General features: G+C 66.5%; 17 protein-coding genes. 8 read left to right on the top strand and 9 right to left on the bottom strand.

Annotation, left to right across the window (positions count from 1 at the left end):
• The first annotated feature begins 154 nt into the window (after nucleotides 1–154).
• Nucleotides 155–862: a response regulator transcription factor CtrA gene (ctrA, locus tag BWQ93_RS12265; RefSeq protein ID WP_058806510.1), complete on the top strand. Its 708-nt coding sequence runs from the start codon at nucleotides 155–157 to the stop codon at nucleotides 860–862.
• A 248-nt stretch (nucleotides 863–1,110) separates the two neighbouring features.
• On the opposite strand, the gene BWQ93_RS12260 is transcribed toward ctrA, so the two are convergent.
• From BWQ93_RS12260 to BWQ93_RS12220, 9 genes are all read right to left on the bottom strand, one after another.
• The gene (locus BWQ93_RS12260; protein WP_077030798.1) at nucleotides 1,111–1,545 is read right to left on the bottom strand and encodes a PilZ domain-containing protein; all 435 of its coding nucleotides are present in this window, start codon (nucleotides 1,543–1,545) and stop codon (nucleotides 1,111–1,113) included.
• A gap of 123 nt (nucleotides 1,546–1,668) precedes the next feature.
• A complete protein-coding gene (locus tag BWQ93_RS12255) occupies nucleotides 1,669–2,988 on the bottom strand; it encodes a M28 family metallopeptidase (RefSeq protein WP_156878220.1) in 1,320 nt (439 codons plus the stop codon).
• A gap of 68 nt (nucleotides 2,989–3,056) precedes the next feature.
• Nucleotides 3,057–3,593, bottom strand: coding sequence for a hypothetical protein (locus BWQ93_RS12250; protein WP_083720846.1), 537 nt, complete (start codon nucleotides 3,591–3,593; stop codon nucleotides 3,057–3,059).
• Between the two features lie 280 nt (nucleotides 3,594–3,873).
• On the bottom strand, nucleotides 3,874–4,404 hold the full coding sequence (locus tag BWQ93_RS12245; protein WP_077030796.1) for a hypothetical protein: 531 nt from the start codon (nucleotides 4,402–4,404) through the stop codon (nucleotides 3,874–3,876).
• Nucleotides 4,405–4,582: 178 nt separating this feature from the next.
• Nucleotides 4,583–5,500 (bottom strand): glycine zipper 2TM domain-containing protein, encoded by a 918-nt coding sequence (locus tag BWQ93_RS12240; RefSeq protein ID WP_077030795.1) that lies wholly within the window; start codon nucleotides 5,498–5,500, stop codon nucleotides 4,583–4,585.
• 334 nt (nucleotides 5,501–5,834) lie between these two features.
• On the bottom strand, nucleotides 5,835–6,323 hold the full coding sequence (locus BWQ93_RS12235) for a GAF domain-containing protein (protein WP_077030794.1): 489 nt from the start codon (nucleotides 6,321–6,323) through the stop codon (nucleotides 5,835–5,837).
• 15 nt (nucleotides 6,324–6,338) lie between these two features.
• A complete protein-coding gene (locus BWQ93_RS12230) occupies nucleotides 6,339–7,478 on the bottom strand; it encodes a hypothetical protein (RefSeq protein ID WP_077030793.1) in 1,140 nt (379 codons plus the stop codon).
• The gene (locus BWQ93_RS12225; protein ID WP_077030792.1) at nucleotides 7,454–9,616 is read right to left on the bottom strand and encodes a prolyl oligopeptidase family serine peptidase; all 2,163 of its coding nucleotides are present in this window, start codon (nucleotides 9,614–9,616) and stop codon (nucleotides 7,454–7,456) included. Before BWQ93_RS12225 ends, BWQ93_RS12230 begins: the two co-directional genes overlap by 25 nt.
• Before the next feature lie 323 nt (nucleotides 9,617–9,939).
• Entirely contained in the window at nucleotides 9,940–10,728 is a 789-nt protein-coding gene (locus BWQ93_RS12220; protein WP_077030791.1) for a response regulator, read from the bottom strand.
• Between the two features lie 250 nt (nucleotides 10,729–10,978).
• On the opposite strand from BWQ93_RS12220, the gene BWQ93_RS12215 reads away from it, so the two are divergent.
• The 7 genes from BWQ93_RS12215 (at nucleotide 10,979) to BWQ93_RS12185 (ending at nucleotide 19,504) form a co-directional block, all read left to right on the top strand.
• Nucleotides 10,979–12,451, top strand: a complete 1,473-nt coding sequence (locus BWQ93_RS12215) for a sensor histidine kinase (RefSeq protein WP_232314602.1) — start codon at nucleotides 10,979–10,981, stop codon at nucleotides 12,449–12,451.
• A gap of 45 nt (nucleotides 12,452–12,496) precedes the next feature.
• Nucleotides 12,497–13,237, top strand: a complete 741-nt coding sequence (locus BWQ93_RS12210; protein ID WP_077030789.1) for a Crp/Fnr family transcriptional regulator — start codon at nucleotides 12,497–12,499, stop codon at nucleotides 13,235–13,237.
• A gap of 193 nt (nucleotides 13,238–13,430) precedes the next feature.
• Nucleotides 13,431–14,681, top strand: a complete 1,251-nt coding sequence (locus tag BWQ93_RS12205; protein ID WP_077032370.1) for a putative DNA modification/repair radical SAM protein — start codon at nucleotides 13,431–13,433, stop codon at nucleotides 14,679–14,681.
• An 8-nt stretch (nucleotides 14,682–14,689) separates the two neighbouring features.
• Nucleotides 14,690–16,105 carry a UdgX family uracil-DNA binding protein gene (locus BWQ93_RS12200; protein ID WP_335693515.1) on the top strand — a complete coding sequence of 472 codons (1,416 nt, stop codon included), beginning with the start codon at nucleotides 14,690–14,692 and terminating at the stop codon, nucleotides 16,103–16,105.
• On the top strand, nucleotides 16,105–17,118 hold the full coding sequence (locus tag BWQ93_RS12195) for a ligase-associated DNA damage response exonuclease (protein WP_077030787.1): 1,014 nt from the start codon (nucleotides 16,105–16,107) through the stop codon (nucleotides 17,116–17,118). The genes BWQ93_RS12200 and BWQ93_RS12195 overlap by 1 nt, the downstream gene beginning before the upstream one ends.
• Complete coding sequence (locus tag BWQ93_RS12190) at nucleotides 17,115–18,683, top strand: cisplatin damage response ATP-dependent DNA ligase (RefSeq protein WP_077030786.1); 1,569 nt, start codon at nucleotides 17,115–17,117, stop codon at nucleotides 18,681–18,683. The genes BWQ93_RS12195 and BWQ93_RS12190 overlap by 4 nt, the downstream gene beginning before the upstream one ends.
• A gap of 206 nt (nucleotides 18,684–18,889) precedes the next feature.
• Nucleotides 18,890–19,504, top strand: coding sequence for a superoxide dismutase (locus BWQ93_RS12185; protein WP_077030785.1), 615 nt, complete (start codon nucleotides 18,890–18,892; stop codon nucleotides 19,502–19,504).
• Nucleotides 19,505–19,663: the final 159 nt, after the last annotated feature.

The raw sequence follows: 19,663 nt of genomic DNA, 5'->3' as shown, positions 1-19,663 counted from the left end.
TCCTGCGGGTTAAATCAAAATTAACCTTTTCCCTTCATTGCTTTCATGGTTAATGTTCCGGCAGTCCCGCAACAGGGGTCCCGTCGGCGCATCACGCAGGTGATCAAGCGGACGGGTCGCGGGGTCATCGTGGGAAACAATCAAGGGGTGCCCAATGCGCGTATTGCTGATCGAGGACGAGCCGACGACCGCCAAGGCGATCGACACGATGCTCACGACCGAAGGCTTCAACGTCTACACCACCGATCTGGGGGAAGAGGGCTTGGATCTCGGCAAGCTCTATGATTACGACATCATCCTGCTCGACCTGAACCTGCCCGACATGCACGGTTACGACGTGCTGAAGAAGCTGCGCACGGCCAAGGTGCAGACGCCGGTGCTGATCCTGTCGGGCATTTCCGAAATGGATTCGAAGGTGCGCTCGTTCGGCTTCGGCGCCGACGACTATGTCACCAAGCCCTTCCACCGCGACGAGCTGGTCGCCCGCATCCATGCGGTCGTCCGCCGCTCGAAGGGCCACAGCCAGAGCGTGATCAAGACGGGCAAGCTGGCGGTCAATCTCGACACCAAGACGGTCGAGGTCGATTCGACCCGCGTGCATCTGACCGGCAAGGAATATCAGATGCTCGAGCTGCTTTCGCTCCGCAAGGGGACGACGCTGACCAAGGAAATGTTCCTGAACCATCTTTATGGCGGCATGGACGAACCCGAACTCAAGATCATCGACGTCTTCATCTGCAAGCTGCGCAAGAAACTCGCGCTCGCGTGCGGCGGCGAAAATTACATCGAGACCGTCTGGGGCCGCGGCTATGTGCTGCGCGACATCGACGAAGAAGGCAATGAAGTGCGCCGCGTCGCCTGACGCCCGGCGCGCTTTTCACATCAAGTTACACACGGGGGACCCGGCGCGGAGCGATCCGCGCCGGTTTTCCGTTTTATCTCCTGGAGTCCGCTGTGGGGTGGATTCCAGACCATTCCTCTATTTCCGTTCGTGTCGAGCGAAGTCGAGACACGCTGGGGAAGCGCCAGCATTCGCGTGTCTAGACTTCGCTCGACACGAGCGGGTTTGTAGGGCGGCCTTGACCGCAACCGCCTGAAACCAGCCCCACCTCAGCGCATCCGCCAGTCGCTCTTGCGCGGGTCGATCGGCGACGCCGCGCCGAGCGACAGGCCGGGGCGGCGCGCGACGATCTTGGGCGGGGGGACGATGCGGAATTCGACGCTCTGGTCGGCCGACGGGACGCTGCCGCCGTGGGCGGTGCGCAATTTGTCGAGGTGGATTTCGCCGTCGGTCTCGATCCCGAAGCGCTGGTCGCAGACCCAGCGCACCGTGCCCGCCATCGGCGGATGGCCGGGCAGGTGGACGGTCAGCCGCTCGCCATTCTGCAGCGGGTGCGGCCCCTGGCCACCGATACCGGTTTGCGAGACGTTGCGCACCGTGACGTCGAAACGGCCGAGGCGGTCGCTTTCGAGCGACGCCTTGACGAGCCGTGACTGGCGCGGCTGGCGCTGTTCGGAAGCAGAATTGTCTGCGGGATATGACATGCGCGACTCAATACAGGCCGCCCGGTTCCCACTCCGGGCGACGATATTGGTCCCATCGCCCGCTATAGCGGCAGATGGTAAATATTCGGCTAGCGGCCCGTGTCGGCTGTCGGTGTTTTCGGCCTATTTTTGGGGCGGCAGACCGCCGAAGGTGACGATGCTTTCGGCGCCGGCCGCCGCGACCGCCGAGACCCCGAAGAAATGGTCGTCGATCTGCACGCCCTTCAGCAGAAATTCGGTCGCATCGCCCGGAACGATGCGGCCGTCGGTCCAGTCGCTCTTGTCGGCGCGGCGCCAGCGGATGCGATAGGACGCCGCGTCCTTCACCGGCGTCCAGGCCACCTTGGTGTCCGAACTCACCGCGCCGTCGATGCTGACGTTCGCGGGCGCGGGCGGCGCGGCGGCCAGTTCGCGCGCGAGCGCGACGTTGAGCGCGGTCACGCGCGCGAGATAGGGAAAATCCATTTCATCGACGGTGTCGCCAAATTTGCGGCCGTTCTCGCTGCGCAGATCCTGGTGCTGGTGGTCGTAATCCTCGACCCCGACGGTGAAGCGGATCGCGGGATAGCCGAGCTCGAGCGAGGGCAGATGGTCGCCGCCGCGGCGGAAACGGTCGGGGCGGCGCACCGCGAGCACTTCCAGCCCGATCGCAGGATTGGCCTCGCCCGCACGGATCGCCGCCTTGGCGAGCGCGCGCGACGGGCCGTCGTCCTCGCCGCCGATGCCGCGCCGCGCGAGCTGCGCCGCGAAATCCTCCGAAGCGCGGATGCCCTCGCTGAACACGCGCACCCGGTTGTCGACGATCGTGCCGTCGGTGCCGTGGGTGCCGCCGACGATGTCGTTGTTGAGCAGCGCCGCGACCGCCCAGCCCTCGGTCTGCGCGTGGCGCGCGAGCAGCCTGCCGCCCCAGAGGCCCTGTTCCTCGCCCGAGAGCAAGGCATAGACGATCGTCGCGCGATGCTTCTGTTTCGACAGCAGCCGCGCCGCCTCGATCACCAGCGCGGTGCCCGAGGCATCGTCGTTGGCGCCCGGCGCATCGTCGGTGAAGTTCATCGGGTCGCTGACGCGGCTGTCGATATGCCCCGCGATCATGATGACATGCGCGGGATCGCCCGTGCCCTTCTGGATCGCGAGGACATTTTCGACGATCACGCCCGCAGGCGCGCGCGGTCCTTCGAAGCGGTCGGCGATGCGGCTGACGGTGAGACAGCCGCCGCAGGCCTTGGAAATGCGCGCGAATTCCGCGGCACCCCAATTGCGCGCGGCCCCGATGCCGCGCCTCGGGTCGGTCGCCGACGACAAGGTATGGCGCGTGCCGAAGGAGACGAGCTTCTCGACGTCGGCCTTCAGCCGCGCGGGGTCGGCGGCAGGGGCGTCGTCCTTGGCGAGGGCGGGGACGGCTGCGGTGAGCAGCAATGCGGCGAGCAGGCTCTGTTTGATCATGCCGCTTCATGCGGCGCGCCGCCGACAAAGAAAAGCCCCTCCCGATGAGGGGAGGGGCTTTCCGGTGTTTAGCGCAGGCCCGAGAATTTGATGTCCTGCACGCGGCCGTAGCGGATGTCGCAGCTGAAGCGACCGCGGTCGTAATAACCGCCGCGGCCCCAGCGGCCGCCGTAGCCGTCGCGCACGACGACCTGGCCCTTGATCTTGTAACCGTCGCGCTTGCGGTCGATGCTCGTCACCTGGGTGACGTCGGTGTTGCCGTAGCGACGGCTGCCGCGTTCGACGGCATTGACGCACTGGTTCACCGCGCTGCGGCTGTTGCCGTAGCGGCCATAGTCGTACCCATAGCCGTAGCGCGGGTCGTTGTCGTAGCGGCCGCGATAATCGTCGCGATAGCGGCCGTCGTAGCGCGAGTCGTAACGGTCGTTGTAGCTGCTCGACAGGATCGCGGCGAGGCCGCCGAGGACGACGGCGCCGGCGATCACTTCGCCCGCGCTGATCCCGTCGCCGTCGCGGTCGCGGGCCATTGCGGGGGTGCTGCCGAGCATCAATGCGCCGGCGGTGGCCGCACCAACTGCGGCCTTGGTCATCTTGGTCATAGCCATGGGTTCGGTCTCCTTCAACGCAGGGGGCGATTCGCCGCCTGTTGATCCGGGTATAGAAGGAGGGGGGTGTCGCAGGTCTGAACCCCCTGCTTATCTGCGGTTCAGACTTGGTTTAGCGGGGGTTCAGACAAAAAAAGATCCTCCCCACGCGTAGCGATGGGGAGGTGGCAGCGCGAAGCGCTGACGGAGGGGTAATGGCGCTGAGGTCGAAACCCCTCCACCACTCGCTTCGCGAGCGGTCCCCCTCCCCAACGCTTCGCGATGGGGAGGATCTGGATTGTCAGCTGTTGAACGTCACATCCACCACACGGCCGCCGCGGTAGCTGCAGCCGAAGCTCCGCGTCTCGCCGCCGAGGCGCGAGGCGGTGCCGGTGACGTACCAGCCGCCGTTGTTGGGCTCGGTGCCGGTGACGCTGTCGACGCGCGCGTCGTCGCCCATCTCGCCCTCGACCGCCCAGCTGCACGCATCGGCGGCGCGCGCTTCGGCCTCCCCGCCGCCATAGGCGCCAGCGGGCGCTGCGGCGTCGTCATCGACCTGCGGCTCGTAGCGCGGGACTTCGCGATAGTCGTCGTTCTGGTACGGCGGGTCGTAGCGCTGTTCGCGGCGCTCCTGCTTGTCCTTGCTCGCCGCGCTGGCGATCGCCGCGATCGCGCCGATCACGAACAGCCCGCCGAGCACTTCGCCGGTGCTGATATGGTCGCGGTCGCGGTGGTGCCAGCCGCCGTAGCGCTTGCGCGCCTCGGCCGGGGTCGCGGCGAAGCTGGTCATCAGGACCGCGGTGGCAGCGGCAAAAGTAGTGAAACGGCGCATAGAGAATGGTCCCCAAGCTGCGGGCACGGGAACGCCCCGGCCGCCATGCTTTGCCAATAGGGACGCGATGCTTTCGCGCCGCTGAACCGTTGCGCGCGCGCGGCGAGCCGATGACCTGCAGCAAAAGGCCCGCCGTCGCTGCTGCGAGGCGGGCCCTCTGGTCTGGCTGGTCCGTGGCTCAGCAGACGCAGCGCGGCTTGGGCCGGGGCTTCCACTTCTTCTTGGCCACGTAGCGCTTCTTCTTCACCGGCACATTTTCATAATAGGTGCGGGTCGAGGTCTCGATCGTCTCGGTCACCACGGGCGCGCCGGTGGTGATCACCGTCGTGACCACGACGCCCGGGGTGTAATAGCCATAGGGGGCGCCATAGCCGTAATGGCCGTAACCGCCCTGCTGATAGACGGTGGTCGAACCATTGCCGTAATATGCCGGCGGGGGCGGATAGCCGCCGCCGTGCGAATAGCTTTCCTGCCGGTAATAGCTGCCGCCCTGCTGGTAATGGCCGCCGCGGCTGGCCCACCAATCGTCGCAGCGCTTCTTGTCCGCCGCGCTGCCGATCGCGCCGCCCGCGACCGCGCCCAGCGCGCCGCCGATGATCGTGCCTTCGGTGCGGTTGCCCTTGCCGGCGATGCGGTTGCCGGCGATGCCCCCCACCAGTCCGCCGACAACCGCCCCGCCAACTGTGCCCCCCCGGCCACAGCGGCGCTCCATGTCGGCGTCGTAGTTCGCGTCGTATCCGCCGCGATAACCGTCGTCGCCGTCATAATAGGGATCATAGGCCGGCGGCGGCGGGGCATAGCTGGTGCCCGCGCCTTCGACCGTGCCTTCATATTCGCCGTCGTAGCGCCGGCCGTCGGGCGCCTCGTAGGTGCCGTTCCAGGTGCCCGTCCAGCGCCCCTCGGCGTCGTAGGTGCCGTTCACCTGGCGATAGTCGACCTCGCTCGGCACGCGGTCGGGATAGCCCGTATAGACGCGCGTGTCCGACGCGGTCGGCGCGCCGTAATCGAGGCGGCCTTTCTTGTCGCCGCCGTGCGCCTGGCCGGCCAGCAGCAGCGATCCGGCGGCGATTCCCAGAAGAAGTGCGGTGCGTCGCATGGCGTAACTCCCTGTTTCCGTGGGCGTCGCCGGGGGCGGCGAGGGCCATTGGTTAACAAAGTGTTTAGCAAATGCACAGCTTGACGGCGAATCCGTTTACCTTGACTGGATTGTCTCGATTTGGGGCAGATTTAGAGGCCGGGAATGGCCGATCATCCTTCTCCCTTGATGGGAGAAGGATATGCAGCCTTGGCCGCGAAGCGGCCTAGGCGGAGTTGGATGAGGGTGATGGTGCGTCATGGCGCCGTTCGTGTCGGGCCTAGACCGCACCCCCACCGCTGCGACTAGGCAGCAAGCTGCCAAGTCTCGCTGCCTCCCCCATCAAGGGGGAGGTTTAGCCCGCGAGCGCCCCTGCGATCCGCGCGACCAGCGCCTCGGCGCCGATCTGGTCGTCGGCCGTGAAGCGCGACGGCAATGGGCTGTCGAGGTCGAGCACGCCGATCAGGCGCCCCGCCGCGACGATCGGCACGACCAGCTCGCTACGGCTGTCCGCGTCGCAGGCGATATGGCCGGGAAAGGCGTGGACATCCTCGACGCGCTGGGTCTCGCGGGTGCGCGCCGCGGCACCGCAGACGCCCTTGTCCAGCGGGATGCGGATGCACGCGGCCTTGCCCTGAAAGGGGCCGAGCACGAGTTCGCTGCCGTCGAAGCGGTAGAAGCCCGCCCAGTTGAGATCGGGAATCGCCTGCCAGATCAGCGCCGCGACATTGGCCATATTGGCGATGCCGTCGGGCTCGCCCGCGACGAGCGCTTCGGCGGCGGCGGCGGTCTCGGTCCAAAGGTCGGCGGTCGTGGTGGCGGTCGGGGCAAAGGCAAAGGACATGGGTTTCTTTCGAAATCAGAGCGTGCAGGTCGGCATCAAGACCGGCGCGGCGGGGGCGTCGGCGCGCCAGCTCAGCCGGAAGATAACATATTGGGCGGCATGGTCCGAAAGAACAGGGCCATTTTTGCCGTCGAAGAGCGTCGCGACCGCGAGGGGCTCGACCCGCATCGCGCTCGAGCTGCGGAAGCCGAGCAGGTCGTAGGCGTCGGTCCACGCCTTGGCGTCGGTCATCGGCGCGGCGCGGGCGGCGAAGCCGGCGCCCTTGGCGGCGAGGCGGAAGGCGGGGTCGGTGGCGAAACGGCCCGTCTTGTCGCCGGCGCGGTAGTTGTTGAAATCGCCCGCGGCAATCATCGCGCCATTGCCGCCGAAGCCATGCAGCAGCGCGTCGTTTTCGAGCGTCTGCATGACATGCGCGGCTTCGGCGCGCGCGATGCTCACGCCCGACGGCTCGCGCGAATTGCGGTGCGTGTTGAAGATCGCGAGCGGTTCGGGCGCGCCGGGCAGCGCGGCATGGACGATCATGCCGCCCTTGTTCGACAGGCAGTCATAGCCCGCGCAGCTGCCCGCATAGAAGGCGTCGCTCGCATAAGCGGGCAGGGGCGGATCGCCGATTGCCTTGGGCAAGGGCAGGTCGGTCGCGACATAGAGGCCGCTGTCGAGCCATTTGCCGATCCCTTCGCCTTTCCACCAGCGGCCGGCCTCGGCATGGCCCGCCAGCGGGATCGGCACGGGCATATGCCGCGGGCGGTCGACGGCGGGGCCGGGAAGGATATTGGCGTAGCCGGCTGCGGTGGCGATGCGCGAGGCTTCGGGGGTGAACGCCTTGTGCAGGATCAATATGTCGGGGCCGAGCCCCGCCTTGCGCCGCTTGGCGATCCAGCCGGCGATCGCGGCGAGCTTCGGCGCGCGCCCGCTGCGGATCGGCCAGGGCAGGCCCTCGACATTCCACAGCAGGACGCGCAGCCGCATCGCCTTGCGCCCATCCGCGAGCGTCTCGACCTGCGGCAGCGCCGCCGGGTCATAGCATCGGGCATGGCGCTCGATGCGCGCGAGCTTGCCGTTGGGCAGGATGGCCCAGACCGCCGCCGCCAGTCCGCAGAGGACGACGGCGGCGATCGCGAGCCGGCGGCCTATTCGACGCTGAGGCCGGTCCATTTGGCCGCAAAGGCATATTTGTCGGCGGCTTCGGCGATGATCTTGTCGGTCGGCTTGCCCGACCCGTGCCCGGCGCGCGTTTCGATGCGGATCAGGTGCGGCTTGTCGCCGGCCTGCGCATGCTGGAGCGCGGCGGTATATTTGAAGCTGTGCCCGGGCACGACGCGGTCGTCGGTGTCGGCGGTCGTCACCAGCACCGCCGGATAGGAAACGCCGTCCTTGATATTATGATAGGGCGAATAGCCGAGCAGGTTGCGGAAATCGCCTTCCTTCGACGGATAGCCATAATCGTCGACCCAGTAGCGGCCGGCGGTGAAGCGGTCGAAACGCAGCATGTCCATCACGCCGACCGCGGGCAGCGCCGCGGCGATCAGGTCGGGGCGCTGGTTGGTCACCGCGCCGACGAGCAGTCCGCCGTTCGAGCCGCCCTCGATCGCGAGTTGGCCCTTGCCGGTGATCCCTTGCGCGATCAGATATTCGCCCGCGCCGATGAAATCGTCGAAGACATTCTGCTTCTTGTCGAGGCGGCCGGCATCGTGCCACGCCTTGCCATATTCGCCGCCGCCGCGCAGGTTCGCGATCGCGAGCACGCCGCCCTTGTCGACCCAGGCGAGGCGGGTGGGCGAGAAGCCGGGGGTCATCGAGACGTTGAATCCGCCATAGCCGTAAAGCAATGTCGGCGAGCCCTTGCTGCGGTCGAGGCCCTTTTTCATCACCAGGAACATCGGCACTCTGGTGCCATCCTTCGAGGTGTAGAAGCGCTGCTCGACGGCGAAGTCCTGCGGATCGAAGGTCAGCTTCGGCTCGGCGAAAATCTCGCTCTTTCCGGTCGCGGTGTCGAGCCGGTAGATCGTCGTCGGGCGGGCGTAGCTGGAGAAGCTGTAGAAGGTTTCGGGATCGGCCGACTTGCCGCCGAAGCCCGAGGCCGAGCCGATATCGGCAAGCTTGATGTTCGCCACCGGCTTGCCGTCGAGCGCGACCATGCGCGCTTCCGACTTGGCGTCGCCCAAATAGGACAGGATGATGCGATTGCCGACGCGCGACGCGCCGACCAGCGTCGCCTCCTGCTCGCCGACGAGCTGGGTCAGCGCTTCGGGCTTCTTGATGTCCATCGACACCAGCCGCTGGCGCGGCGCGTCCTTGTTGGTGAGGAAGGTGAAGCGGGTACCCGCGTTGGTCACATATTCCCAATTGTTCGCGAAGTCGCCCACCAGCGTCACCGGCTTGCCCGCGCCCTTGGGGCCGATCGGATAGAGGGTGAGGCCATAGCGCTCGTCGGTGCCTTCGGAGCCGACGACGATCAGATATTTGCCATCGTCGCTGACGACCGCGCTGTTGTTGAGCTTGGGCTTGTCGGGGGTGGCGTGGATCAGGACGTCGTCGCTCTGCGGCGTGCCGAGCTTGTGGAAATAGACGGTGTGATTCTCGTTCAGCGACTGGAAGGCCGCACCCTCGGCGGGCTGCGGGAAGCGCGAATAATAGAAGCCGCTGCCGTCCTTCGCCCAGTCGAGCGCCGAGAATTTGACCCAGCGCACTTCGTCCGACAAATCCTTGCCCGTCGCGACGTCCATGACGCGCACGATGCGCCAGTCGGTGCCGCCGTCCTGCACCGAATAGAGAAGGTGCCTGCCGTCTTCCGACGGGGTCCATTCCGCGAGCGCGGTGGCGCCGTCCTTGGCCCAGCCATTCGGGTCGATCAGCACGCGGCCTTCGCCCTTCAGCCCCTCGCGGACATAGAGCACCGACTGCGGCTGGAGCCCGTCGTTGCGGGTGTAGAAATAGCGGGTGCCCGCCTTGCGGGGGAGGCCGAACCGTTCGTAATTGTAGAGCTCGGTCATGCGGCTCTTGAACGCGTCGCGGCCGGGCAGCGTGTCGAGATAGGCGTCGGTAACCTTGTTCTGGTCGGCCACCCACGCTGCGACCTTCGGATTGACGCGGACATCGTCTTCAAGCCAGCGATAGGGGTCGGCGACGTCGACGCCGAACTGCGGATCGACCGTGGTACCGCGCTCGGTCGCGGGATAGGCCAGCGCATCGGGCGTGGTCGCGCTCGCGGCATCGCCCGCGGCCTGCGCGGCGGCGGGGGTCATGAACAGGGCGACCAGCGCGAGCGGCGCCGACAGGGCTTTACGGGACATGGCAAGGCGATCCTCATGCGCGGGGGGAAATATTCTTTCGCCGATATGTAAGCATCGGCATGCCGCGGGCAAGGGGATTTGCGGGGTGAGGAGAGCTATGAGTGAGTTTGGGGGCGGCCCTTCTAATCCTCTCTGCGGCGTAGCCGTGGGGAGGGGGACCACCCGCAGGGTGGTGGAGAGGTCGATGCCGTAAGCGCCTGCTCAAGGTCACCGCCCCTCCACCATGTTTCGCATGGTCCCTCTCCCCATCGCTTCGCGACAGGGAGAATTAGAAGGGCCGATCCAACATCCAAAGCGGTCAGCGCCTCTCGGTGTAGCTTGGCCTACGCCGCCAGCTGCGGCGTGAACAGCAGGCTCTGGCTGATCGCCGCGCGCACGGTGTTTTCGCGGAACGGCTTCGAGATCAGGAAGGTCGGCTCGACGCGGTGGCCGGTGAGGAGCTTTTCGGGGAAGGCGGTGATGAAGATCGCGGGCACCGGGGCGATCGCGAGGATGTCCTGCACCGCGTCGATCCCCGACGATCCGTCGGCCAGCTGGATGTCGGCAAGGACGAGCCCCGCGTCGCTGTTTTCGAATGCGGCGACCGCATCCTCGTGCGTCGCCGCGATCCCCGCGACCTCATGGCCGAGGTCGCGCACGATCGCCTCGAGCTCCATCGCGATCAGCGGCTCGTCCTCGATGATCAGCACCGACGTGCGCGCCTCGCGGTCCAAATCGTCGACCGCTTCGGCCAGCAATATCTCGACCGTCGGGGTGTCGGTGCCGGTGATCAGCGCGGCTTCCTCGGTGGAAAAGCCTTCGAGCGCGGTGAGCAGCAATATCTGACGGCCGAGCGGGGTGAGGCGCGACAGGCGGCGCGTCGCGGCGCGGACGAATGCGTCCTCGTCGCTGCCTTCGCCGTCGTCGATGAAGGCGCTTTCCCAGATGCGGTGGAAGGTGCGGTAGAGATCGATGCGGATGCCGTCGTCCGAGCGAAACTCGTCGGGGGCCGCGACGATCACTTCCAGCATCGTGTGCACAAAATTATCGCCATGCTGCTGGCTGCCCGTCAGCGCGCGGGCATAGCGGCGCAAAAACGGCAGGTGACCGCGGATTTCTTCACCCAGACTCATTCGGATTCCTCCCTCTTGATCGCTGTCATACGCGCCCGCGCGCGATGCGGTTCCCGCAGGGAGTCCGATTTTGCGCAACTTGTCGGCGTGGCGTGCGTAGAAAATGCCGGGACGCGAACGGGTTATAACGAAATTACCGCGATTGGACGGCTTGCCGGCGGCTCGCCATTTGTTTTGAGGACCATATCATGGCAGAGCGACCCGGAAGCAGGACGGCGGCGGGATGACGCTGGAGGACAGGGGGCAGACATTGGCCGACGGTGGAGACCGCGACCGCGCGCAGGACGAGGCGCGCCGGCTGCGCACGCTGCGCGAATATCGGATCATGGACACCGCGCCCGAACCGGCGTTCGACCGCGTGACCAAGCTGGTCGCCGATTTGTTCGACGCGCCGATCGCCCTGGTCTCGCTCGTCGACGATTGCCGCCAATGGTTCAAATCCTCCTATGGCCTCGACGTCGCCGAGACGCACCGCGACATCAGCTTCTGCCAATATGCGGTGAACGACGAGCGGCCCGTTGTTGTGCCCGATGCGCGCGAGGACGCGCGCTTTGCCGAGAATCCGCTGGTCACCGGCGATCCGCTGATCCGCTTTTATGCCGGGGTGCCGCTGCGCGCCTATAACGGCGCCGTGCTCGGCACCCTGTGCATCATCGACCGCGAGCCGCGGCTGTCATTCGGTGCGCGCGAAATCGAGCGGCTCGAAGATTTCGCGGCGATCATCATGGCCGAAGCGGACCTGCGCCGCACGGTGATCGAGCGCGACGACGCGCGCCACATGCTCGAACGCGCGCTCGATTTTTCGCGAATCGCAACCTGGCAGTTCGATGCCCAGACCGATGCGCTCAACTGGCGCGGCGCGGTCGCCGAGCTGTGGGGCGAGGATTATGAAACCGCGCTCTCGACCGGCGAAGGCTTTTTCGAGCGGCTGTATCCGGCCGACCGCGACGCGGTGCGCACCGTGCTGGGCGAGGCGGTCGAAACCGGTAGCCCCTATGCGACCGAATATCGCATCGAGCATCCCGAAAAGGGGGTGCGCTGGATGGCGGCGCGCGCCGACTGGGATGTGCGCAGCAACGACGCGGTGCTCACCGGGATCAGCGTCGACATCACCGAGCAGAAGAGCCGGCAGGAAAATGACGCGGTGTTGATGCGCGAACTGCATCACCGCATGCGCAACCTGTTCGCGACGGTCGGCGCGATCATCTCGCTCACCCGTCACGCCGCGACCGACGTCGACGATTATGTCGAGCGGATCAGCAGCCGGCTCGACGCGCTCAACCGCGCCCAGAATGTGCTGCTCGGCGCCAATTTCCTGACCGGGTCGATGCACGCGCTGATGCGCGAGGTCGAGGCGGCCTTTCCGCGCATCCGCTGGTCGGGGCCCGACCTCGAACTTCCCGAAAATGCGCTGGTTGCGATGGCGCTGCTGTTCAACGAACTCGCGACCAATGCGGTCAAGCATGGCGCGCTGGGCGGCCGCGATGGCCGCGTCGACATCGAGTGGACGCAAGACAGCGAGGGCGACGATCGCCGCTTCCGCCTGACTTGGACCGAGAGCGGCGGCGATGCCCTGGTCGTGGCGCCCGAACGAACCAGTTTTGGCACCTTGCTGATGGAGCGCAGCGTGCGTAATAATCTGGGCGGGACGATCGAGCGGCGCTGGGAGCCGGGCGGCTTGATCTGCATCATCACGCTTCCGGCCAAGTGGCGCGAAGCCTAGCGAAACATTAGCTCACGACATATCGGAGGGGCGGGGGCCTTGAACATGGCATTGGAAGCGCTGGTCGCGCGCTTGTCTTTCTACAGCGAAATCGGCGACCCCGAGCGGGCGGAACTGCTGACGCTCGGCAGCAAGACGCGCAACTTTACCGCGGGGCAGGAAATCGTCAGCGCCGGCGAACCGATGGACGCGGTCCTCGTCATGCGCGAGGGCTGGGCGGCACGCTTCAAGGAGCTCGAGGACGGGCGCCGCCAGATCCTCAACATCCTGCTGCCCGGCGACATCTTCGACCTGCAGGTGCTCGTCGCGGCCGAGGCCGACCACGGCGTCGTCGCGCTGACGACGGGCTCGGCCTATGCCATCGCGCCCGCCGCGGTTCGCGACCTGCTCGCGGGGTCGGGGGCGCTGACCATGGCCTTCTGGTGGACGCAGGTGCAGGAGGAGGCGTTCCTGCGCGAACAGATCGTGCGCAACGGGCGGCAGAGCGCGCAGGAGCGGATCGGCCACCTGCTGCTCGAACTCCACCGCCGCGCGCAGATCGTCAACCTCGCGGGCGCCGACACGCTGCGCCTGCCGATGACGCAGACGCAGATCGCCGACACGCTGGGGCTGACGCCGATCCACACCAACCGCGTCCTGCGCCGGCTGGTGCGCGAGGGCTATATCGAGACCGACCGCCAGTGGATCCGCTTCCTCGACGCCGATGCCTTGGCGGCGATGTGCGATTTCGACCCCGCCTATTTTCACCTCGACGCGTTCCGGATGCGGTTGGGGCGGGGTTCATAGATACTCCCTGTCGCGCAGCGATGGGGAGGGGGACCGCTTGCGAAGCAAGTGGTGGAGGGGCCTGGCGACGTTTGCGCAATCGCCCCTCCGTCAGCGCTTCGCGCTGACAACTCTCCATGGCTTCGCCACAGGGAGGGTCAACGGCCTAACCTAAGTTTGTTCTTTTTTTGTTCCGTCTGCTATGCCCATGGGCATGAGCAGCAAGACGATTCTCCAGAAGCTCGCGGTGCTGGCGCATGCCGCCAAATATGATGCCTCCTGCGCCTCTTCGGGGACAGTGAAGCGCGACTCGGTGGGCTCGAAGGGCATCGGCTCGACCGAGGGCATGGGCATCTGCCACAGCTATGCCCCCGACGGCCGCTGCATCTCGCTGCTCAAGATATTGCTCACCAATTTCTGCGTCTACGACTGCCGTTTCTGCATCAACCGCGCGTCGAGCAATGTCGAGCGCGCGCGCTTTTCGCCGCAGGAAGTCGTCACGCTCACGCTCGATTTCTACAAGCGCAACTACATCGAGGGGCTGTTCCTTTCCTCGGGCATCATCCGGTCCGAGGATTATACGATGGAGCAGCTGGTCGAGGTCGCGCGCATCCTGCGCGAGGAGCATCGTTTCCAGGGCTATATCCATTTGAAGACGATCGCAGGCGCCGACCCCGCGTTGGTCGCGCTCGCGGGGCTTTATGCCGATCGGCTGTCGACCAATGTCGAACTCCCGACCGAGGCGGGGCTCGAAAGCTTCGCGCCCGAAAAGAAACCCGCGACGATCCGCAAGACGATGGCATCGGTGCGCGTCGGCGCCGAGGATGCGATGGAAGCCGCGAAGGGCCGGCTCATCGGCAAGGCGAAGCCGCCGCGCTTCGCGCCCGCGGGGCAGTCGACGCAGATGATCGTCGGCGCCGACGCGGCGCGCGACGACGATATCCTCGCGACCGCGGACAATCTCTATTCGGGCTATCACCTGCGCCGCGTCTATTATTCGGCGTACAGCCCGATCCCCGACGCGAGCAGCGCCTTGCCGCCGGTGCGCCCGCCGCTGATGCGCGAACATCGGCTGTACCAGGCCGACTGGCTGCTCCGCTTCTATGGCTTTGCGAGAAGCGAGATCATGGAAGGGGCGAGCGGCGGCATGCTCGACCTGAGCATCGACCCAAAGCTCGCCTGGGCGCTGATGAAGCGGGACATCTTTCCGGTCGATATCAACCGCGCGCCGCGCGAATTGCTGCTGCGCGTGCCGGGGCTGGGCACGCGCGCGGTCGACCGGATCGTCGCTGTGCGCCGCACCGGCAAGCTGCGGCTCGGCGATCTCGCCAAACTCACCGCGTCGGTGAAGAAGGTCTTGCCCTTCATCGTGACGCTCGACTGGCGACCGGGAAAGCTCACCGACAGCGCCGACCTACGCGCGCGCTTTGCGCCGCCGGCGGAGCAGCTGGCGCTCGCCCTGTGAGAGAGGTGGTGCTCTCCACGCCCGGCGATTTCGCCGAGTGGCGCGGGGTGGCGCGTGCGTTGCTGGCGGGCGGGGTGGCGCCCGAGGATGTGAGTTGGCGCGGCGCCGAGGAAGGTGCATCGCTGTTTGGCGACCAAGCGCCGGTGTCGTCGGGAGCGGCAGTATCGCTGCCCCGCGAATTGCTGACGATGGCCGATCGCGTGATCTGCCACCGCGACCCGCAAGTCCCGGCGCGGCTCTATCGCCTCGTCTGGCGCGCCGCGCGCGAGCGGCAGCTGCTGGCGCGGACGACCGATGCCGATGTCGACTGGCTGCGCAAGACCGACAAGGCGATCCGCCGCGATGTCCACAAGATGCACGCCTTCGTCCGTTTTCGCCGTCTGGGCGAAGAGGAAGGTCGCGAAAGCTTCGCGGCATGGTTCGAGCCCGATCATCGCATATTGCGGCTGACTGCGCCCTTCTTTCAGCGGCGCTTTTACGGGATGGACTGGGCGATCGTCACGCCCGACGCGCGGGCGATCTGGGAAGACGAGGAACTGAGCTATGGTCCCGGTGGCACGCGCGACGAGGTGCCCGACAGCGATGTCGTCGAGGATCAGTGGCGCACTTATTACGGCGCGATCTTCAACCCCGCGCGAGTCAAGATCGACGCGATGCGCGCCGAGATGCCGAAGAAATATTGGAAGAATCTGCCCGAGGCGCAGGATATCGCACCCCTGCTCGCGGGCGCCGGGGCGCGGGTGGAACGGATGCGCGAAATGGCCGTTTCGGCTGCGAACCCCCGAACGGAGAAATGGCGCACGCGCGTGGCCGACGACCTGCTTCTCGACGACGATCTGACCTCGCTCGATGCGGTCGCGCGCGCGGTTGGCCAGTGCACGCGCTGCCCGCTCCACTGCAATGCGACGCAGGCGGTGGCGGGCGAAGGGCCCGCTGCGGCGCGGATCATGGTCATCGGTGAACAGCCGGGCGATCAGGAGGATCTGCAAGGGCGGCCTTTTGTCGGGCCGGCCGGGCAAGTCTTGAATGAGGCGCTGGGCGAAGCCAGGCTCGACCGGCGACGGCTGTTCCTCACCAACGCGGTCAAGCATTTCAAGTTTGAGCCGCGCGGCAAGCGCCGTTTGCACCAGAATCCCACCGCGGGCGAGATCGACATCTGTCGCTGGTGGCTCGACAAGGAGCGCGCGCTGGTGCAGCCCGACCTGATCGTCACGCTGGGCGCGAGCGCGCTGCGCGGGGTGACGGGCAAGAGCGCGAGCATCAAGTCGATGCGCGGCGCGGTGCACGAGCTGGCAGGGGGCACAAAACTGGTCGCGACGATCCATCCCTCCTTCCTGCTGCGCCTGCCCGACCGCGAGCGGGCGGACGAAGAGCGCGCGGCGTTCGTGGCCGATCTCGCCTGCGCGCGGAAGCTCGCCGCCTGATGGCCAAGGTCAGGACCTGGATCGAGCCGCATCCGCACGGCATCCATGTGAAGCCCGCCGATGTGTGGATCGACCCGTCGCGGCCGGTCGAACGCGCGGCGGTGACGCACGGTCATGCCGACCATGCGCGCAGCGGGCATGGGTCGGTGTATGCGACCCCCGAGACGCTGGCGATCATGGCGCTGCGCTACGGCGTCGACGTCGAGGCGAGCCACAATGCCGCCTTTCCCTATGGCGAAGCCTTCGAACGTGGCGGGGTGAAGTTCAGTTTCCACCCCGCCGGCCATGTGCTGGGCAGCGCGCAAATCCTGATGGAATATGCCGGCGAACGGATCGTCGTCACCGGCGATTACAAGCGCCGCGCCGACCCGACCTGCGCACGCTTCGAGGTGGTGCCATGCGACATCTTCGTCACCGAGGCGACCTTCGGCCTGCCCGTGTTCCGCCATCCGCCCACGTCGGACGAGATCGCCAAGCTGATCGGCGCGGTGCGCGCCGAGCCCGAGCGCTCGGTGCTAGTCGGCGCCTATGCGCTCGGTAAGGCGCAGCGCGTGATCGCCGAGCTGCGCGGCGCCGGCTGGAACGCGCCGATCTATATCCACGGCGCGCTCGAGAAGATGTGTCACCTCTATGCGATCCACGGCGTCGACCTCGGCGAATTGCGGCTGGTGAGCGAGACCGAAAAGGCCGAAATGGCGGGGCAGATCGTGCTTGCGCCGCCCTCGGCGCTGAACGACCGCTGGTCGCGGCGGCTGCCCGATCCGGTGACCGCGATGGCATCGGGCTGGATGCGCGTGCGCCAGCGCGCGCGGCAGCGGATGGTCGAGCTGCCGCTCGTCATTTCGGACCATGCCGACTGGGACGAACTCACGACCACGATCGCCGAGGTAAACCCGAAGGAGACGTGGATTACGCATGGTAGCGAGGATGGGCTTCTGCGCTGGTGCGAATTGCATCAGCGCAAGGCGCGCGCGCTGCACCTCGTCGGCCGCGATCTGGAGGAGGAAGCGTGAAGCGGTTCGCGGCCCTGATCGACCGGCTGATCTACACGCGCTCGCGCAACTCGAAGCTCGCGCTGATCGTCGACTATCTCAAGCACACGCCCGATCCCGACCGCGGCTGGGCGATCGCGGCGCTGACCGAAAGCCTCGACTTTCCCGCGGTGAAGGCGGGGACGGTACGGGCGCTGCTCGCGACGCGGGTGGACGAGGACTTGTTCCGGCTGTCGCGGCATTTCGTCGGCGATACCGCGGAGACAGCGGCGCTGTTATGGCCCGACGCGCCCGGGGCGAAGGACGACCTCAGCGTCAGCCAAGCTGTCGACACCCTCGCCGCCGCCACCCGCAGTGATGCCCCCGCCATCGTCGCCTCGCTGCTCGACCGGCTCGACGCCGACGGGCGCTACGCCTTGCTCAAGCTCGCGCTCGGCGGCATGCGCGTCGGGGTGTCGGCGCGGCTCGCGAAACAGGCCTTTGCCTTGGCGTTCGATGTCCCTGTCGACGATGTCGAGGAGCTGTGGCACGCGATCCCCCCGCCCTATGCGCCGCTCTTTGCCTGGGGCGAAGGGCGGGCGGAGCGGCCCGACCTCGCCGATGTCGGTTTCTTCCGCCCCTTCATGCTCGCGCACCCGCTGGAGGATGGCACCGTCGACCTCGCGGACTATGCCGCCGAGTGGAAATGGGACGGCATCCGCGTCCAGATCGTCCATGGCGGCGGCGAGACGCGCATCTACAGCCGCGGCGGCGAGGAGATCAGCGCTGCCTTTCCCGAACTGGTGACCGCCTTCGACAAGGATGCGGTGATCGACGGCGAACTGCTTGTGCGCGGCGACGCGCAGGGCGGCGAGGCGGCGAGTTTCAACGCGCTCCAGCAAAGGCTCGGGCGCAAGGTCGTGTCGAAGAAGATGCTCGCGGATTATCCGGCGTTCGTGCGCGTATATGACCTGCTCGGCGTCGATGGCGAGGATCTGCGCGGCCTGCCGTGGAGCAAGCGGCGCGCCAAGCTGGAGGCTTTCATGCCCCGCCTCGCTGCCAGCCATTTCGACCTGTCGCAAATCATCGATGCGGACGACTTCGACGACCTCGCCGAGCGCCGCGCGGGCGCGCGCGATGTGGCGATCGAGGGGGTGATGCTCAAGCGCCGCGATGCGCCCTATGTCGCGGGTCGCCGCGCGGGGCTATGGTATAAGTGGAAGCGCGATCCGCTCATCGCCGATTGCGTGATGATGTATGCGCAGCGCGGCAACGGGCGGCGCGCGAGCTTCTATTCGGACTATACCTTCGGCTGCTGGAGCGAGCAGGGCGAATTGCTACCCGTGGGCAAGGCCTATTCGGGCTTCACCGACGAGGAGCTGAAGTGGCTCGACAAGTTCGTCCGCGACAACACGCTCAATCGCTTCGGGCCGGTGCGCGAGGTCGAGAAGTCGCTGGTGCTCGAGGTCGCCTTCGATTCAATCCATGCGTCGAAGCGCCACAAGTCGGGCCTCGCGATGCGCTTCCCGCGCATTTCGCGCATCCGCTGCGACAAGCCCGCCGAGGAAGCCGACCGCATCGCGACGCTGCTGGGCATGGCGACGTGATGTCTCCCCTCCCTGGAAGGGAGGGGTCGGGGGTGGGTCGAACCTCTCGGATTTACGGGACGCTTCTCGTGCTCGCTGCGCTTGCGACCCACCCCTAACCCCTCCCTTCCAGGGAGGGGAATAATTTGCCGCCATAACCTTGCAACCGCGTGGCTCGATCCCGAGTTAGGAAATCCAAAACCTCCCCAAATAATATGGAGACTGCCATGACGATCGCTCTCACCGTCCTGCCCTATGCCGAGGACGCGCTCGAACCGCATATCTCGGCCGAAACGCTGCAGACGCACCATGGCAAGCACCACAAGACCTATGTCGACAAGCTCAACGCCGCGATCGATGGCACCGAGCTCGCCGACAAGCCGCTCGAGGAAATCATCCACCACGCCGAGGGTTCGGGCAACAAGGGCATGTTCAACAACGCGGCTCAGGCGTGGAACCACGGCTTTTACTGGAACAGCCTGAGCCCCGACAAGACCGCGCCCGAGGGCGACCTTGCCGCCGCGATCGACCGCGACTTCGGCTCGCTCGACGAACTAAAGAAGAAATTGAAGGAAACCGCGATCAACCATTTCGCGTCGGGCTGGGCGTGGCTCGTCTCGCGCGACGGCACGCTGTCGGTCACCGACACGCACGACGCGGGCACCGAGCTGGTCGCGGGGATCAAGCCTTTGCTCGTCGTCGATGTGTGGGAACATGCCTATTATATCGACCGCAAGAATGTGCGCCCCGACTATGTCAACGCCACGGTCGACAACCTGCTGAACTGGGATTTCGCCGCCGAGAATTTCGCGCGCGAAGGCACCTGGACTTATCCGGGCTGATCTTTCGGTTGCTCCTCCTCCTCGATGGGGGAGGTAGCGAGACTTGGAAGCTTGCTTCCTAGTCGCAGCGGTGGGGGTGGGCTCTCGGCCTGAAACGACGGCACAAGGACGCACCCGCACCCCCATCCAACTTCGCCTAATCGCTTCGCGATAAGGCTC

It is taken from the genome of Sphingopyxis sp. QXT-31, assembly GCF_001984035.1.
Lineage (GTDB): Bacteria > Pseudomonadota > Alphaproteobacteria > Sphingomonadales > Sphingomonadaceae > Sphingopyxis.
The sequence above is the reverse complement of the archived record's forward strand: the minus strand, read 5'-3'. Positions and strand labels throughout refer to the sequence as shown.

Bases quoted from the DNA above. Each gene is read 5' to 3' on its own strand.
- BWQ93_RS12260 (WP_077030798.1), bottom strand. From the start codon at position 1,545: ATGTCATATCCCGCAGACAATTCTGCTTCCGAACAGCGCCAGCCGCGC.
- BWQ93_RS12255 (WP_156878220.1), bottom strand. From the start codon at position 2,988: ATGATCAAACAGAGCCTGCTCGCCGCATTGCTGCTCACCGCAGCCGTC.
- BWQ93_RS12185 (WP_077030785.1), top strand. From the start codon at position 18,890: ATGACGATCGCTCTCACCGTCCTGCCCTATGCCGAGGACGCGCTCGAA.
- ctrA (WP_058806510.1), top strand. From the start codon at position 155: ATGCGCGTATTGCTGATCGAGGACGAGCCGACGACCGCCAAGGCGATC.
- BWQ93_RS12195 (WP_077030787.1), top strand. From the start codon at position 16,105: ATGGCCAAGGTCAGGACCTGGATCGAGCCGCATCCGCACGGCATCCAT.
- BWQ93_RS12205 (WP_077032370.1), top strand. From the start codon at position 13,431: ATGAGCAGCAAGACGATTCTCCAGAAGCTCGCGGTGCTGGCGCATGCC.
- BWQ93_RS12235 (WP_077030794.1), bottom strand. From the start codon at position 6,323: ATGTCCTTTGCCTTTGCCCCGACCGCCACCACGACCGCCGACCTTTGG.
- BWQ93_RS12225 (WP_077030792.1), bottom strand. From the start codon at position 9,616: ATGTCCCGTAAAGCCCTGTCGGCGCCGCTCGCGCTGGTCGCCCTGTTC.
- BWQ93_RS12240 (WP_077030795.1), bottom strand. From the start codon at position 5,500: ATGCGACGCACCGCACTTCTTCTGGGAATCGCCGCCGGATCGCTGCTG.
- BWQ93_RS12220 (WP_077030791.1), bottom strand. From the start codon at position 10,728: ATGAGTCTGGGTGAAGAAATCCGCGGTCACCTGCCGTTTTTGCGCCGC.
- BWQ93_RS12210 (WP_077030789.1), top strand. From the start codon at position 12,497: ATGGCATTGGAAGCGCTGGTCGCGCGCTTGTCTTTCTACAGCGAAATC.
- BWQ93_RS12245 (WP_077030796.1), bottom strand. From the start codon at position 4,404: ATGCGCCGTTTCACTACTTTTGCCGCTGCCACCGCGGTCCTGATGACC.
- BWQ93_RS12250 (WP_083720846.1), bottom strand. From the start codon at position 3,593: ATGGCTATGACCAAGATGACCAAGGCCGCAGTTGGTGCGGCCACCGCC.
- BWQ93_RS12230 (WP_077030793.1), bottom strand. From the start codon at position 7,478: ATGGACCGGCCTCAGCGTCGAATAGGCCGCCGGCTCGCGATCGCCGCC.